The organism is Prevotella aurantiaca (genome assembly GCF_015262605.1).
GTDB classification, from domain to species: Bacteria; Bacteroidota; Bacteroidia; order Bacteroidales; family Bacteroidaceae; genus Prevotella; species Prevotella aurantiaca.
In genome coordinates, this window is record NZ_JABZSJ010000018.1 from 23,172 (window position 1) to 39,361 (window position 16,190).

Here is a 16,190-nt window from a genome sequence, read left to right on the forward strand (position 1 = left end):
AGAGCCGCTAATTCTTACGATTAGCGGCTCATAGGACTTTTTGTTTACTTGTTTTTACTTCTTCCAAGCATCAATAATACCCTTGAAATCGTCAGCTTTCAAAGAAGCTCCTCCTATCAAGCCACCATCAATATTTGGTTTTGAGAATAGTTCTGGTGCGTTGCTTGCCTTGCAGCTACCACCATATAAGATGCTTGTTTCGCTTGCAACGTCTTTGCCATACTTCTCTTCTACGATTGAACGAATGTATGCGAGCATCTCTTCAGCTTGGTCAGATGTTGCAGTTTTTCCTGTTCCAATAGCCCAAATTGGCTCGTAAGCAAGAATAATGTTCTTCCAAGCCTCTTCGCTAAGATGGAAAACAGAACCTTCGAGTTCAGCCTTCACCACTTCGTTTTGCTTATTTGCTTCGCGTTCTTCTAATGTTTCGCCGCAGCAGAAGATAACTTTCAAGCCGTTTGCAAGTGCCATTTCTACCTTTTCCTTTAAGATTTCGGCTGTTTCTCCGTAGTATTGACGACGCTCAGAGTGGCCGAGAATAACATATTCTGCACCTGTACTCTTAACCATTGCAGCAGAAACCTCACCAGTGTAGGCACCTTTTTCCTTGTTAGCACAGTCTTCTGCGCCAAGCTTTACCAAGTCCTTATCCAACACATTAGCTACACTTGCCAAATGTATAAAAGGAGTGCAGATTACAACATCGCAGTTAGGTTTGTCTGCCTTTAAAGCGTTATTGATTTCTGTTGCCAATGCAATACCTTCTTGCAGGGTCTCGTTCATCTTCCAGTTACCTGCTACAATTTTCTTTCTCATATGTCTTTTACGTTTTAAAAGTTGATACAGTTTTCGTTTCTGTTCGTTATTAAGAAGCCATTGTTCTTTTTCTTTAATCCACTCTTCTCGTTTCTTTACCCACTTAGTCCAAGCCCAAAAGCGGTCGGCAATAATGAGTAAGATAAGCGGTAACAAGTAGCATAGCACCATTGTAAGTATCTTTTTCCATGTGCTACTCTCTGGTTCGTGCCCTATTGTAAGCAGCGACAGGGGTGCATTCAATTCCTCTACCTTTGGAATATCGTTATGATTCCACTTGTTTATAATTGTTCCTTTGTACAGCAACAAGAGTCCAGGGTTACTTCTTATTACAGTTTTCAGCGTTGTACCATCGGTTGTGTAGAACGGATATTCCGCTCCTGTAATGTCACGCCAGTGCTTTATGCCCTTTTCCGTACTTGCTGTAAGTCCATAGAAGGCGTATCCGTTTTCCTTTGCATACTCGTATATGCTTTCAATATCACCAAAATTCCTGTCTTGTGCTACTTCGAGCAAAGGTGAAATCAGTAAGAATGTATAGCCATCTTTGTTTAATATCTGTTCGGTAAGGTCCTCATCGGTCTTCGAGTTGGTTATAGAGAAGTCGTGAATAGGTGGCTCATAGCCTTGTTCTACTACTTCTTGCTTAGTATCTACAAACACCCATGTGCTGTCATCGTACGGATAATTGTTTTCGTCGAACTCTTTCTGAACGCCGTCTTTGGTGCATATAAAGGTGGTTTTATACTTTGTTTGCTTTGCTCCTTTGGGTATTTGCATTCCTTTCCATATATTTTGTCCGATGTAATATGGGCGGAAATCGAACAGCGGTAAGTGGTAAAGGCTCAGCAACGACACTACAATAATGAACGCCATAGTGAAGTAGGTAGCTATCCATTGGTTAGTTTTTGAGATAAACCGCACTTGATAAAGTGGCCATCGCATAACAACCACGACTGCTGCAAGCAGCACCAAGTTCTTGATAAATGTCTGACTGTTTGTCAAATGTATCGCATCGCCAAAACAACCGCAGTCTTGTATAGGATTACTAATTGTGAGCCAAAGCGTTACGATGGTCATTCCAAGCATCAGCACGAACGACAACTTACTTACTAAATGGCGACGAATGGCCAGCAACAACAAGATACCCAGCGTAAACTCTATACCTGAAAGCGAGATAGATAGAATGAGTTGTACCCATTCAGGCACCTTTCCCGCCATGCCCAAGGCTGTAAGATAGTCGCCTATTTTGTATTGCGAACCGAGAGGGTCTATGGCTTTTACGAAACCAGAGAAGATAAACGTTGCGGCAAGCAACAAGCGGCAGATGTTTACTAAAAACGATTTCAGTTTACTCATTATGCAATTTTATTGCTCCAAATACAGCGTAAACGATGATATCCATGTAGTTAGCATCAATGCCTTCGCTCACCAATGTTTGTCCGCACAGGTTTTCTATCTCCTTTACACGCTCTATTTTGGTAAGAATAAAGTCCGTGTAGCTGCTCACACGCATATCGCGCCATGCTTCACCATAGTCGTGATTCTTCTTCAACATCAGCTCGTATGTAGCTTTTGCATGCTTCTCGTAGAGTGCCATTGCCTCTTCGGGCGTTATGTCCACAGTGTCTACAAACGGACGTTCAAGCTGTATAAGTCCTATGATTCCATAGTTGATAAGAGCTATAAACTCTTGTCGAACACTCTCTCCAACACGATTTTCGCCCGTTATTTCTATCGAACGAATACGCTTAGCCTTTATAAAGAGCTGGTCGGTAAGCGACGATGGGCGCAGAATACGCCACGATGCGCCATAGTCGTGCAGCTTCTTAGAGAAGAGCGACTGGCATTCGGTTAGAACTTCTTTAAACTCCTGTTCGGTCTTGGTCATCTGTTCTGACATAATGGATTTCTTATTTACAATGCAAAAATACTGAAAATATACGAACTGGCAAAATCATTCTTATAATAATATATAAGCAACCAATATCCCTTCTTTACACTGCAACATAATTTAAAGCTAATGAAGATAAATTCAAAGTAGCATACAAGGGTTGTTAACGAGCTGATAGATTGTTCTAAATTTCGGTATTCAATATGTCGATTTATATGGTTTTGCTGGGTATAGGTATAGCTACAAGAGAACGCTCTATAATATACTGATTATCAATTGTTTAAAAACAGAGTTGCAATATAGCTTGTTTTGCAACGCAAAAGTGCCTGTTTTAGCGTGCAATAGTGCCTGTTTTGCAACGTAAAACAAGCACTATTACATTTCAATTGTACTTCTCTTGATTTTCGATAGTATTTTTTCGGTTTATCGACAGTTGCGAATTGGTCTATTTTTCCTATATTTTTCGTGGCGTAAAATAAGAACGTCGGCACTACGATTAAGACCTTTTTATTGGGCGGTCTTAAGTCGTAGTACCGACGTTTCTATTGTTTTAAAGTATCGTAAATATTAGTCTTTCACAGCCTTTTGCTTCTTCCACTCTATAAAGAGGGCCGCACAAATAGCGAGAAGAAGGGCTACAAGTGCCACGTAGGCAATGGTTTCGGTGGTGCTAATGCTTGATGGGTGGAAGTCTAACACTACTTCGTGCTTACCAGCTTTCACATTTAGGGCACGCAAAATATAGTTTACGCGGCCAAGTTCGGCAGGCTGTCCATCAATGGTAGCGGTCCAACCAGGATAGTATATCTCTGAGAATACAACCACTCCGCCCTTTGCTGAGTTTATTGTATAGGTTAAACTATTGGGCTCATACTTAGTTAGTACGACACTTGCAGTAGAGTCGTTGGCTGCAGTTTGACCGAGTACAGCTTCAAACTTCTTGTCGGCTACGGCTTCGTGACTAACGTCTATCTTGCCTACTTCGGCGTATTCAGCATTTGCATCGGCTACGTAGGTAAGCTTATCTACGAACCAACCATTGCCTTGTGCATACGGATTCTGAATAGAAGTGGTAGCATTACCCTGCAAAGGAACAACAAAGTACTTGGCATTGAGCATATTCAGCACTGGGAAAAGCTTTCTTCCATCTACTTCAGACATCACTCCTCCCTTGCTTACAATGGCTTGCATGCCTGCTTGCATCTCCGGTGCGATGTACTTATCAATCATTTCTTGATAGCGACGGAGCTTGGCTGGATGATAGCCACCAATGCTCTTATGGAAGTAAGATGTAGTATTTTCGTTGAAAGCGCCCGACGAGAAGTTCAGCACACGATATGATAAAGACTTGTCTTTCAATATTTCTATATCAGTTGCAGTTGCTTCTTGTGGTGTGTCGCGCTCGCTCTTAGGAACAAACATCTCGTCGTTTAAGTAGCGTTTGTCTACTTGCCAAAGGTCTATCAAACAGAGAGCTGAGATTCCAACAATAAGATAGATGGCCTTAATCTTCTGTGCTTTAAAGAGCAAAAGCATGGCAACACCAATGATTATAACGATGATTGAACGCCAAGCATCAGCACTTACCATTGCAGCACGCATAGTTGCAATGCTCGAAAGCATCATATTCTGAACGTCAGGTGTCATTCCTTGAATGCCTGAAAGCATCTGACGCTCTTGCTCTGATATGAAAGGTCCCATCATACTTGGCATCAATGCCATTACGAGAGCGACTCCTGCGGTAAGCGCAAGACTGGTATAAACGAACTTCATGTTCTTTGTCAGCACCGTCGGTTCGTCCACAATGCGCTTCAATGCAAGGGCTGCGAGCAACGGAATTGTAAACTCTGCTATTACCAATATGCTGGCTACGGTGCGGAATTTAGCATACATCGGCACATAGTCAAGGAAGAAATTGGTGAAGCCCATGAAGTTATGTCCCCACGAAAGCAGTACGGAAAGAATGGTTGCTGCCAACAATGCCCACTTCAACGGAGTCTTAACAATGAACAAACCCAGCACAAAGAGGAAGAGAACGAAGGCTCCTACATATACAGGACCGCTCGTACCTGGCTGTGTTCCAAAGTATTGAGGTACAGCTTCGTATAGTTGCGGCAACATATTTTGTACTTCGGGATTGGCTTTTGCCATTGCTGTTGAATTCTGACTCAACGGAACACTTGCACCGCCCTTGGCATCTGGCACAAGCAGCGTCAGGGTTTCGTCTACTCCATAGCTCCATTGTGTAATGTAATCACGGTCGAGTCCCGAACTGGTTTGGTTGGCACTATTAGCTTTTGTCAGTTCGCTCTTGCCGCGCATACTTTCTTTTTGGTATTCCCAAGTATGGTATAGGTTCGAAATATTGATGGTTATACCTATCAATCCAGCTGCTATGAGTACGCCAGAAGCCTTCAGGAAGTGTTGCAAACGCTTTTCGCGAATGGCTTGTACAAGATAGGCTATTACCATAAACAACACTATGAAGAGGTAATAGTAGGTCATTTGCACGTGATTGGCCTTTACTTCGAAGGCTGTAAACACAGCTGTTACGATGAAACCCCACAGATATTTGCCTCGATAAGCCAAGACTACACCTCCTATCATCGGCGGGAGATAAGCTAAAGCCATTACCTTCCAAAGGTGGCCTGCAGCGATAATAATAAGGAAATAGGAAGAAAATGCCCACAGAATACTGCCTAAGGCTGCCAACGATTGGCGGAAATTAAACGCACGAAGCAGGATATAGAAGCCCAAGAGATAGGCAAAGAGGAACCAAACATAGTCGGGTAACCAAAGATGATAGGCTGCCATAACTGCCGAAAGTCCATCGGTGGAACTGTACGCAGGCGATATTTGGTAGGTCGGCATACCGCTGAAAAGCGAGTTTGTCCATCGTGTTACCTCGCCAGTACGTTGTTCGTACTCGGTAAGTTCCTGTCCCATGCCCACGCCTGCTTGCGAATCGTGGCGGAAAAGTATCTTTCCTTGCGATACAGGCACTAAAAAATAAGCAAAAGAGATTACTGCAAAGAGTGCGATAACAATCGCATCGGGCAGACATTTCTTCAAAGTATTCATATCAATTTCTATTTAATTCTTACGTGATATGCGTGCAAAGATACAAAAAACTCATTACTTACAACTGCCTGCTACTAACTTTTTAGTACCTTTGCAGTATGAAAATAGGAATTATTGTGGCAATGGACAAGGAGTTTACACAGCTCAAGTCTATTCTCGAACATACGGAAACGGTGTGTCGCAACCACAAGGAGTTTGTGCTTGGAAAGGTTGGCGACAAGGAAATAGTGTTGCAGAAGTGTGGCATTGGTAAGGTAAACTCTGCCATTGGGGCGGTGGAAATGATTAACAACTATAAGCCCGACCTCGTTGTTTCGAGCGGTTGTGCGGGCGGAGCAGACACTACGCTGAACGTTATGGACGTAGTTGTGGCGACAGAATGTGTCTATCACGACGTTTCTTGCGGCAGCGAAGCTGTCAAAGGACAGGTTATGGGCATGCCTGCACGCTATGTATCGCCTGCAGAATTGGTAGAAAAGGCACTCTCACTGAACGATACGAAGGACGGAAACGACTTCACCATCAAGGCTGGACTTACGGTCAGTGGCGACTATTTCGTTACAACAAAAGAGAAAATGCAGTCTATCATGAACGATTTTCCAGAAGCAACGGCAGTCGATATGGAGAGTTGTTCTATCGCACAGGTATGCTATGTATATGGAGTACCTTTTGTTTCGTTCCGTGTCATCAGCGATATTCCACTCAAAGATACCGATGCGAGTATGTATTATGACTTCTGGAGCAAGGTTGCTGAAGGTAGTTTCGAGGTTACAAAGCATTTTATCAACACACTTTAAACACAACATTATTATGGACAAGATACCTTCTTTCACCATCGACCACGACCGTTTGCTGCGTGGTATCTACGTCAGCCGACAGGATTTTATAGGCAACGAAGTAGTAACCACCTTTGATATACGTATGAAAGAGCCTAACCGAGAACCTGCTTTGCACATCGGTGCACTCCATACCATAGAACATTTGGCGGCAACCTACCTGCGAAACGATAGCGAATGGAAAGAACGTGTGGTTTATTGGGGACCTATGGGTTGCCTGACGGGCAACTATTTGATTCTAAAAGGCAACCTAAATTCGGCAGAGATAGTAGACCTTATGCGCCGCACCTTCGAGTTTGTCGCTTCGTTCGAGGGCGAAATACCGGGCGCGGCACCCAAAGATTGCGGCAACTATCTGCTTCACGACCTACCGATGGCGCGCTGGGAAAGTCGCAAATTCGTAGACGAGGTATTGAATAAGATTACCGAAGACAACCTAATCTATCCGTTCCGCGAAGAATAATAAGAAAGAAAACACTTTTACATTCCAAATTGTTGTGATTCTTAAAAAAAAGAATTATATTTGCAACTAAACGGAAAGGTATCGTTTACCACTGACAAAAGCGTTCATAAACATTGCCCCCGTTCCGTCCCATTGTATGAGGCAAACGGGGGTAATTTGTCTAACTAATTATAAAAAAATACGACTATGAAACCAAAACTACTTTTCTCATTGTTTGCCATAGCAATAATGCTGATGGCAGCACTACCGACGCAGGCACAAAAGAACGAAGCGTATGTCGTAGTAAGCGACGACGGCGCAACGCTCACGTTCTATTACGACGCACAGAAATCAAGCCGAACGGGTACGGTGTATGGTATCAAGGAAACTCGATACCAAGGCAGATGCCCAGCTTGGGCAGGAGTTCCCGAAGCTAATAATACATGGACTACTACGGTCGTGTTCGATACATCGTTCAAGAACTACCGCCCGACAACCACCCGTTGTTGGTTTGGCGATTGCAGAGCCTTGAAGAATATCACGGGTTGGGAAAATCTCAATACGTCTGAAGTAACCAACATGGGCGATACGTTCTCCGGCTGCACTTCCTTGACATCACTCAATTTGTCGAAGTTCAATACGGAAAACGTAACCAATATGCAACGTATGTTCATGCACTGCATTGCTCTGACCGCGCTCGACCTATCGAGTTTCAACACAAAGAACGTAACCAACATGAGTCACATGTTCTTCAATTGCAAAGCACTGTCTTCGCTCAATCTTTCAAGTTTTAACACAAAGAACGTAAGAAATATGAACAGTATGTTCTCTGTCTGCGCCAATATGACCTCGATTAATGTCTCGAACTTCAACACTGAGAACGTAACCGATATGGAAGAGATGTTCATGAGTTGCACCAAACTGACATCGCTCAATCTTTCAAACTTCAATACAGCAAAAGTTACCCGTATGGGCAATATGTTCAGGGCTTGCTCAAACCTAACTGCACTTGACCTTTCGAGCTTCAATACGGCAAATACAATAAACATGGGAGAGATGTTCCATGAATGTCAAAATCTGACTTCGCTCAACCTATCAAGCTTTAACACAACTAACGTAACTAGTATGGCAAATATGTTTCGTGGTTGCAGCAGTCTGAAATCGCTTGACTTATCAAACTTCAACACGGCTAAAGTTGGTTTTATGGATAATATGTTTGACGGATGCATCAGTCTGACCACCCTCAACATTTCGAGTTTCAATACAAAGGAAGTAATCCATATGTGGAGTATGTTTCGGAACTGCAAGAAACTGACTTCGCTCGACCTGACAAATTTCAATACGAAAGGTACAGTGTCGTTCAGCGAAATGTTCAGTCATTGCGAGTCTCTGACCACCATTTACTGCAATGATGCATGGAATTGCAGCACTACAAAGGATATGTTCAGCTTCTGCGAGAAACTCAAAGGTGCAGTGGCATACGACAAGAACAAAACCGATGGGTCGATGGCAAACCCCGATACGGGATATTTCACAAGAAAAACACCATCGGGAATTTCGGCAGGCATGTCATCGAACAACGCTACCGTAAGAACTATTTACTCTGTCAATGGCAAGAAACAGAAGGAATTGCAGCGTGGAGTAAATATCGTTCGTATGAGCGACGGCACAATACGCAAGGTTATAAAATAAGAAACAAGAGACAAGTAACGGAACAACACCGTTTGTCGTAACGGAGTTATGGCATTCATCGCAACGAAGTTACGACCAACAGAGCAACATAGTTACGACGATTGGAGCAACTCCGTTACGGCAAAAGCCTCTATTCGGCAACTGTTTCAATGGTTTCCAAACACAGAGAAACAAAGCGAAGATATAGTTTAGACAATACAACAAACCGCCTTGACAGCTCTGTCAAGGCGGTTTGTTGTTAATGTGCGTTCGGTATAAGAAAGCGGTTCAAGTAGGCATCTCTTAGGTATTTTTGGCATTCTTCTCTAATAGAATAATGAGAGTTTTTAGGTTTAACTTTGTAAAGATAATTCCGTTAAAAAGTGATAACTGCGCTTTGACATTGCGAAAGCGGCTGTTTTGCGATGCAAAACCTACGCTTTTACCGTGCAAAACAGCCGCTTTTGGAATGCAAAACAATAGGTTTTGTAATATACTGATGCATAGAGTGTTATGCAATAATTACACCTGTGAAAAATATTTACACTCTTATTATCTTCTTTTCGCTCATAAAATAACGTGAGTTCGATGTAAGAATTTAAGGAGAAAGATACTTCACTTCTTTCTGATTATCAGCATATCAAATCATAATCAATTCTTTCTTGGTATTGCCTTGATAAATAATATACTGCTTAATTCTTACATCAAACTCACGTTTCTTATTGTTTCCTTTTACAAATTAAACTTATATCCTACCGAAACGGTAATGATTTTGTTTTTGCTATCGCTTAAATCGTGGTTGTAAACCTTTGAAAGTCCGATGTTGTAGCGAGCCGTCAGCATCACGTTTTCATATTCGTAGCTTATACCAACAGGTATGGCAAAGGCGGTTTTCTTGAACGAAGTCTTCATATCACCTTCACTAACTTCAGTCTTATCGTACTTTATTCCACCCTTTCCGTCCGTTTCATAGCCTTGCGTTTCAGTGTGCCATGTAGCCTTTGTAAGAAAAGAAGGCTGACAACCAACCGAGAACGACAAGCCTTTCGATACATAAACGTGGGCAAGCAACGGAACATCAACATAGCCAAGATTGAAATATGAATCGTGGAAAACGGTGCCACTCCTTGCTGACAGGTCGGCAGGTACGTCCTCAAAGTTGCAACCTGCCTGTGTATAAGCAACACCACCAGACAACGCCAACTTATCTGTTAGTTGGTAATACACATCTGCACCGCCCGAGAAACCTATCCTCGTCTGCGAATGCGAAATTCTGTTATCTGCAACACCGATAGCTTCATTGGTTAGATTAGCAAAGCTAACACCGACGTGTGGTACCACCGACCACGTTCCCCACTTAGGTTGTGCCTGTACTGCGAATACAGAAAGCACAAATAAAGATAATAAAAAAAGTCGTCTCATAAGTATGTTTTGTTTTACTTATAAAACGACTTTTTCACCTTATTATTATATTATAGGCAGACTTTTTCAGCTCTATTATTGAAAAGGCGACGATATATAAGACTGCGTTTAGTCCTTGCTTTCACGCTTACGTTCAAGGTGGTCGAGCAGTATCTTGCGCATACGAATGCTCTTCGGCGTTACTTCAATATACTCATCTACCTTTATATATTCTATACACTCTTCAAGACTCATCTCTACTTTCGGTATCACACGTGCCTTATCATCAGAGCCCGACGCACGCACATTGGTAAGCTGCTTTGCTTTCGTTACGTTTATAACCAAGTCGTTGTCGTGTACGTGTTCTCCAACAACCTGCCCACCATATACTTCTTCTCCCGGGTCGATGAAGAACTTACCACGATCTTGCAACTTGTCGATAGAGTAAGCGTATGCCGTTCCATTCTCCATAGCAATCATAGATCCATTGATACGACGTGTGATTTCGCCCTTAAACGGCTGATATTCCTTGAAACGGTGCGCCATAATCGCCTCGCCCTGACTCGCAGTAAGCACGTTTGTGCGGAGTCCCATTATACCACGAGAAGGTATTTCAAACATAATGTTCACACGATCGCCCTCGGTATCCATACTCAAAAGTTCGCCCTTGCGACGCGTTACCATATCAATCATCTTGCTTGAGAACTCGTCGGGAACGTTAATCGTAAGTTCTTCGATAGGCTCGCAACGCTGTCCGTCTATCTCCTTATATATTACTTGTGGCTGTCCCACCTGCAATTCATAACCCTCACGACGCATTGTCTCTACCAAAACCGATAGGTGTAAAACGCCGCGGCCACTCACCAACCACTTATCCATGGCTCCTTCAACGAGCGAAACACGCAAGGCGAGGTTCTTTTCAAGCTCTTTTTCAAGGCGTTCGTTTATGTGTCGCGACGTACAGAACTTACCTTCCTTTCCAAAGAAAGGCGAATCGTTAATAGTAAAGAGCATACTCATGGTTGGTTCGTCCACTGCAATGGGTGGCAAAGCCTCTGGATTGTCGTAGTCGGCAATGGTATCGCCAATCTCAAAATGCTCCAATCCGATGATAGCACATATATCTCCAGAGTCTACAGCATCGGTCTTGCGGTGCGTCATACCCTCGAAGGTGTGCAGTTCCTTAATCTTTGTGCGTTCCTTGCTGCCGTCTCTATGGCAAATCGTAATATTCTGACCGTCTTTCAATGTACCACGATGCACACGACCGACAGCAATTCGGCCCGTATAGCTTGAGAAGTCTAACGACGTTATAAGCATCTGCGGTGTACCTTCCAACTGACGTGGTGCTGGAATAGCCTTAACAATTAAGTCTAAAAGGTAGTCTATATTTTCTGTTTGTTCGTTCCAGCTTGCGCTCATCCAGCCGTTCTTTGCTGATCCATAGACTACGGGGAAGTCCAATTGTTCCTCTGTAGCATTTAAATCGCACATAAGGTCGAACACCATCTCGTACACTTCTTCCGGTCTACAATTAGGTTTGTCCACCTTATTAACTACCACCACCGGCTTCAAACCCAGCTGTAGAGCCTTCTGAAGCACAAAGCGCGTCTGCGGCATAGGCCCTTCGAAAGCGTCAACCAGCAGCAAACAGCCGTCCGCCATATTCAATACGCGTTCAACTTCGCCTCCGAAATCGGAGTGACCCGGTGTATCAAGAATATTTATTTTAGTATCTTTCCAATTGATACTTACGTTTTTGCTAAGAATTGTTATCCCCCGTTCACGCTCCAAGTCATTGGAGTCTAATACTTCGTCGCTGTTATTTTGTCCATCACGGAATAGTTTTCCAGCGAGCATCATCTTGTCTACCAACGTTGTTTTACCGTGGTCTACGTGCGCAATTACTGCGATATTTCTTATATCTTGCATTTATTATGTCTTAATTCCTTAGTAAAATGTGCGTGCAAAAGTACAAATAATAATCGTAAAAGTATTGTGGAATAAATAAAATGTTGTAACTTTGCACCGCATTTTCGGAAATACCGATGCATTTGACATTGTGAACCGTTTCGATTAAGGCGGCTTTTAACAATAGAAAGATGTAATTGCAAACAACATTAATCAACAATTATTATGTATTTAAGTAAAGAAAAGAAAGAAGAGATCTTCGGCCAATACGGCAAAGCACAGAAGGTAGAAGACACTGGTTCAGCTGAAAGTCAGATTGCATTGTTTACCTATCGCATCAAGCACTTGACTGAACACGTTAAGAAGAACCGCAAGGACTTCGTTACAACTCGTTCTCTTACTCGTCTTGTAGGTAAGCGTCGTGCGCTTCTTGACTATTTGTACGAACGCGATATTGAGCGCTATCGTGCTATCGTTAAGACTCTTGGTCTTCGTAAGTAAGATTTCGGAAAGCATACAAATCCCCACAAACATCATTTGTTTGTGGGGATTTTTTTTATTCAAACAAGTAATAAGTCATTGCACCTACATTATTCTTTCTCCTTTTTCATTACTGTTTGGGGTTAATACACAATCGCAATTTCCACAACACATCAATACTTCTGAAAAACTCCCCTTGCTCTATCCCTATTCAAAAAAGACAGCATTGCTTTCAGTTTTCTTTCATATATATAAACTCTTATTATTCAGATAATTATCAAACGATATTGATTAAATCTATTTCTGTATAGATAAAGTCGATTGGTAGCTATGTAGAAAAGGCTTAACTTTGCATCAGAAAACAAACAAAATAATAATAAATAAAAAGAAAAGAGTATGAAGAATTTAGAATTTATCGGTTTAGAAGAGAGTAAAGTAAGTAAGGTTAGAGAAGCACTTGCAAAGTTGTTAGCAGATTTCCAAATCTATTATACCAACTTGCGCAATCTTCATTGGAACGTGAAAGGACATAGTTTCTTCATTATGCATGCTAAATATGAAGAGATGTATAATAGCGCTGCTGAACAAGTAGACGAGATTGCAGAGCGCATTTTGCAGCTGGGCGGTACTCCAGAAAGTAAGTTTAGCGAATATTTAAAGATTGCAACGATTAAGGAACTCGGCAAGGTTGAATGTGGAAAAGAGGCAATTGAGCTTATCTTAGGATACTTCAAGAATCTCATTGCACAGGAACGTGCACTCATAGCATTGGCTGGCGAGGCTAACGATGACGTTACTGCAGACCTCATGACAGGTTACATCGCAGCACAAGAGAAGACTGTTTGGATGCTCCTTGCTTTTGCTGAACACCACCATAAGAGTGAATGTGGTTGCGAAGTTAAGTAAGCAACGGTCATAAAGATTTAATTTTCAAGAGAATGTATCTATTCAGGTGCATTCTCTTTTTTGTTATATGGTAGCATCGAATCTTTGTTTTTTTATCTTTACCTTTGCATTTTAAAACTATCAGACAAGTAATACTGGGTATAAAATGAAGACTCTTAAAACAATAATTTCCATGCTTTTCCTGCTCTGTTGGCTGGGTGCTAAGGCTCAAATAGCTGTGTCAGTAGCAACAGAAGTAAACGATCGGAACATTAAAAAAGATGAGAAAACAGGGAAATTTGCGCTTTACACATCGGAAGGCAAACGACTTTTAAATGATCTTGATAGCATTAAACGCATACAAAGCAGCTTGTTTATCATTACTAAAAACAAGCTGAAAGGAGTTTACAGCGGCAAGGGAGTGGAAGTTATACCAATGAAATACAACAGAATGGAGGCTTTTGGCAATTTCTTTTGGAAGGTTTTTCTGAATGGAAAACAAGGTATTTATACCTTTGATGGAAAGAAAGTGCTGCCTACAAAATACGAAGAAATTATCTATTTGTACAGAGATTGGAACTTAGACCCCGACTTTGTTGTGAAAGAAAAGGGCAAATATGGTATGTTTAATGCTAAAGGCGACTGTATGATACAGCCAGAATACGATGAAGTAAAGTATGCTGACCAACACCAAATCTTCATTAAAGGTAACGAAAAAGGCTATCTCATGAAGCACAAACAGACGCTAATAAAAGGTATTACAATAAAAGATAAGATAACCAACTGGATAAAACAAAATGGTGATTCTAAGAGCATAAATTATTTTATATTTGAAGATAAGAACGGAAAAAATGGTTTGTTAGACATTGAAGGCAATGTATTGATAAGTCCACAATACGAAAGTATGGCTCCATACTACAATATTTCGAGTGGCACAACTGATTATCTTGTTGTGCAACATAACTCGCTCTATGGAGTAATCAGTCTTTCTAACGAGGTCATAACCCCACTTAAATATAAATCGTATTCAAACATTTACATACGCGACCATATTACTTTAGAAGACGAAGAGGGGTATATGCTTTACTCACTGAAAGACAACAGCATTTTTCATTCGCTGCATTTCGACCATATAAGAGAGTCGAGCGGTCCGTATGCCTTAATTAAAAAGGAAGGGAAAGCTGCCTTTTTAAATAAAGTAACACTTGAGTTGGTCTTTCCTTTTAAATATGAAGACATTTCAGAATCGACCGAAGACAGTCTTTTTACAGTAAGTCTGAATGGGAAATATGGTCTTGTTGACAAAAACGATAAGGTGTTTATTCCTTGCATATACGACGAGCCGCTGTACCCTTCGTGTGGAAATAAGTTTGTTGTAAAGAAAGATTATCAATATGGTATCGTTAATTTAAAGAACGAAATCATCTATGGTATGATTCCCCACCCTATTATTGCTTACAGCGATTCTTTCCAAATTATGGACATAAGCAGAAACAATCCTGAATTAGATTGCAACTTAAAGGAAATAAAAAGGGAATAATAAAAGCCGTATTCTAAATCCTGTCAAGGCATAATAATTGTACTTCAATGTAACTGAATATATCTTCTTTTTACTTCAAAATAGCCGTCTAACTATCAAATACAGCCGCTACTGTTTGTAAAGAAAAATACAAGTACAAAACGATGATTATTGTTTTGTATTGCAATAGTACCTGTTTTGCGATGCAATATAGCTTGTTTTGCTCGACAAAAGTGCCTGTTTTACAACGCAAAACAGACACTATTACAAGACACTGATAATAAGAATGTTACACAAGAATATCATTCCTGCAAAATCTTTACATTTTTACCGGCTTTTCTTCGCCCTTAAATTAGGTTAATATCATTAAGGTTTTACTATCTTTACTAAATGCATATGTATAGTAAAGCAACATATCTTCCATATAAAAAGAAACTGTATTAAGTCGTATTATTCACTTAACACAGTTTCTTTGGGTTATGTTTCTTACCCTATTTTATTGAGGGTAAACGAATTACATATTAAGTAATTGCTGATATTGGCTATCGGTTAAAATCTTCTTTAAATCTTCAAGGTAAGCTGAATGCTTTGCCATCATCTCTTTTGCGTGCTCTGAATGCATTGCCATTTTCTGCTTATCGCATTTAGCACCCTCACTCTTGCAGTTTGCTTTGCCTTGTTTTGTCGCATTGGTTAGCTTCGCCTTTCTTGCATTCGCCTTCCATCTTCTTGCTTTGAGCATCTGACTGCTTGCATTGTCCTTCGGCTTTCTTGCATTCGCCATCTACTTTCTTACAATGTCCTTCAGCCATTTTGCAATGACCTTCAGCTTTCTTGCAATGGATATTTCCATGCGGAGAAGCCAGTAAATCAGCGTACTTTGTGTTAAGTTCTAAAAGGTCTTTAGTCTGACTTTCAGTAAGATTTAAGTCCTTTACAAGCTTATCTGTAAATGTCTTTGGGTCTACTTTCTTAGCCCCTTCAGGGCAATCGTTCACTATATTGTTGCTGTTTGATGCTACCATAGTAGCTGGTGCAAGGGTCAAAATACCCATTGCCAAGAATCCTAAAAATAGTTTCTTCATGTTCGTTTAATGTTTATTGCTTTATTTTATTTATACTATCTAAATATTTTCTTATGATTTATCAGAGTCAAAAATACTGATTTTTTAACCAAATATAAAGGTACTCTTTCTATCTTAGTCCTCCCTTAAAAACAATATTTCAGCATAAAGCTTGTATTGACAAGCTCTA

Annotated in this window: 14 protein-coding genes; 7 read left to right on the forward strand and 7 right to left on the reverse strand. The window is 41.1% G+C overall.

The genetic code is table 11. From position 1 onward, the window contains the following. Positions 1-54: 54 nt before the first annotated feature. The 3 genes from HXN26_RS04785 to HXN26_RS04795 all read right to left on the reverse strand — a co-directional run bounded on the left by HXN26_RS04785 (position 55) and on the right by HXN26_RS04795 (position 5,791). The gene (locus HXN26_RS04785; protein ID WP_273159117.1) at positions 55-2,175 is read right to left on the reverse strand and encodes a BT_3928 family protein; all 2,121 of its coding nucleotides are present in this window, start codon (positions 2,173-2,175) and stop codon (positions 55-57) included. Next, entirely contained in the window at positions 2,168-2,719 is a 552-nt protein-coding gene (locus tag HXN26_RS04790; protein WP_273159119.1) for a DUF1599 domain-containing protein, read from the reverse strand. The genes HXN26_RS04785 and HXN26_RS04790 overlap by 8 nt, the downstream gene beginning before the upstream one ends. Before the next feature lie 558 nt (positions 2,720-3,277). Continuing rightward, a complete protein-coding gene (locus HXN26_RS04795) occupies positions 3,278-5,791 on the reverse strand; it encodes a YfhO family protein (RefSeq protein WP_273159122.1) in 2,514 nt (837 codons plus the stop codon). 98 nt (positions 5,792-5,889) lie between these two features. Between HXN26_RS04795 and HXN26_RS04800 the strand changes: the two genes are divergently transcribed. The 4 genes from HXN26_RS04800 to HXN26_RS04815 all read left to right on the forward strand — a co-directional run bounded on the left by HXN26_RS04800 (position 5,890) and on the right by HXN26_RS04815 (position 8,953). Next, entirely contained in the window at positions 5,890-6,588 is a 699-nt protein-coding gene (locus HXN26_RS04800; protein WP_273159124.1) for a 5'-methylthioadenosine/adenosylhomocysteine nucleosidase, read from the forward strand. Between the two features lie 13 nt (positions 6,589-6,601). Further along, positions 6,602-7,090: an S-ribosylhomocysteine lyase gene (locus tag HXN26_RS04805; protein WP_273159126.1), complete on the forward strand. Its 489-nt coding sequence runs from the start codon at positions 6,602-6,604 to the stop codon at positions 7,088-7,090. A 186-nt stretch (positions 7,091-7,276) separates the two neighbouring features. Continuing rightward, entirely contained in the window at positions 7,277-8,761 is a 1,485-nt protein-coding gene (locus HXN26_RS04810; protein WP_273159128.1) for a BspA family leucine-rich repeat surface protein, read from the forward strand. 48 nt (positions 8,762-8,809) lie between these two features. Then, positions 8,810-8,953: a hypothetical protein gene (locus tag HXN26_RS04815; RefSeq protein WP_155115517.1), complete on the forward strand. Its 144-nt coding sequence runs from the start codon at positions 8,810-8,812 to the stop codon at positions 8,951-8,953. A 90-nt stretch (positions 8,954-9,043) separates the two neighbouring features. Here the strand turns inward: HXN26_RS04815 and HXN26_RS04820 are convergent, their stop codons facing one another. The 3 genes from HXN26_RS04820 to typA all read right to left on the reverse strand — a co-directional run bounded on the left by HXN26_RS04820 (position 9,044) and on the right by typA (position 12,073). Next, on the reverse strand, positions 9,044-9,259 hold the full coding sequence (locus HXN26_RS04820) for a hypothetical protein (protein ID WP_273159134.1): 216 nt from the start codon (positions 9,257-9,259) through the stop codon (positions 9,044-9,046). 213 nt (positions 9,260-9,472) lie between these two features. After that, the gene (locus HXN26_RS04825; protein ID WP_273159136.1) at positions 9,473-10,162 is read right to left on the reverse strand and encodes a porin family protein; all 690 of its coding nucleotides are present in this window, start codon (positions 10,160-10,162) and stop codon (positions 9,473-9,475) included. Between the two features lie 108 nt (positions 10,163-10,270). Next, a complete protein-coding gene (gene typA, locus HXN26_RS04830) occupies positions 10,271-12,073 on the reverse strand; it encodes a translational GTPase TypA (protein ID WP_273159172.1) in 1,803 nt (600 codons plus the stop codon). Positions 12,074-12,277: 204 nt separating this feature from the next. Between typA and rpsO the strand changes: the two genes are divergently transcribed. From rpsO to HXN26_RS04845, 3 genes are all read left to right on the forward strand, one after another. Then, a complete protein-coding gene (gene rpsO / locus HXN26_RS04835; protein ID WP_273159174.1) occupies positions 12,278-12,553 on the forward strand; it encodes a 30S ribosomal protein S15 in 276 nt (91 codons plus the stop codon). Positions 12,554-12,928: 375 nt separating this feature from the next. Beyond that, entirely contained in the window at positions 12,929-13,438 is a 510-nt protein-coding gene (locus HXN26_RS04840) for a Dps family protein (RefSeq protein WP_273159177.1), read from the forward strand. Between the two features lie 145 nt (positions 13,439-13,583). Continuing rightward, the gene (locus HXN26_RS04845; protein WP_273159180.1) at positions 13,584-14,957 is read left to right on the forward strand and encodes a WG repeat-containing protein; all 1,374 of its coding nucleotides are present in this window, start codon (positions 13,584-13,586) and stop codon (positions 14,955-14,957) included. Positions 14,958-15,589: 632 nt separating this feature from the next. Here HXN26_RS04845 and HXN26_RS04850 read toward each other — a convergent pair. Continuing rightward, entirely contained in the window at positions 15,590-16,021 is a 432-nt protein-coding gene (locus HXN26_RS04850) for a hypothetical protein (protein ID WP_273159183.1), read from the reverse strand. Positions 16,022-16,190: the final 169 nt, after the last annotated feature.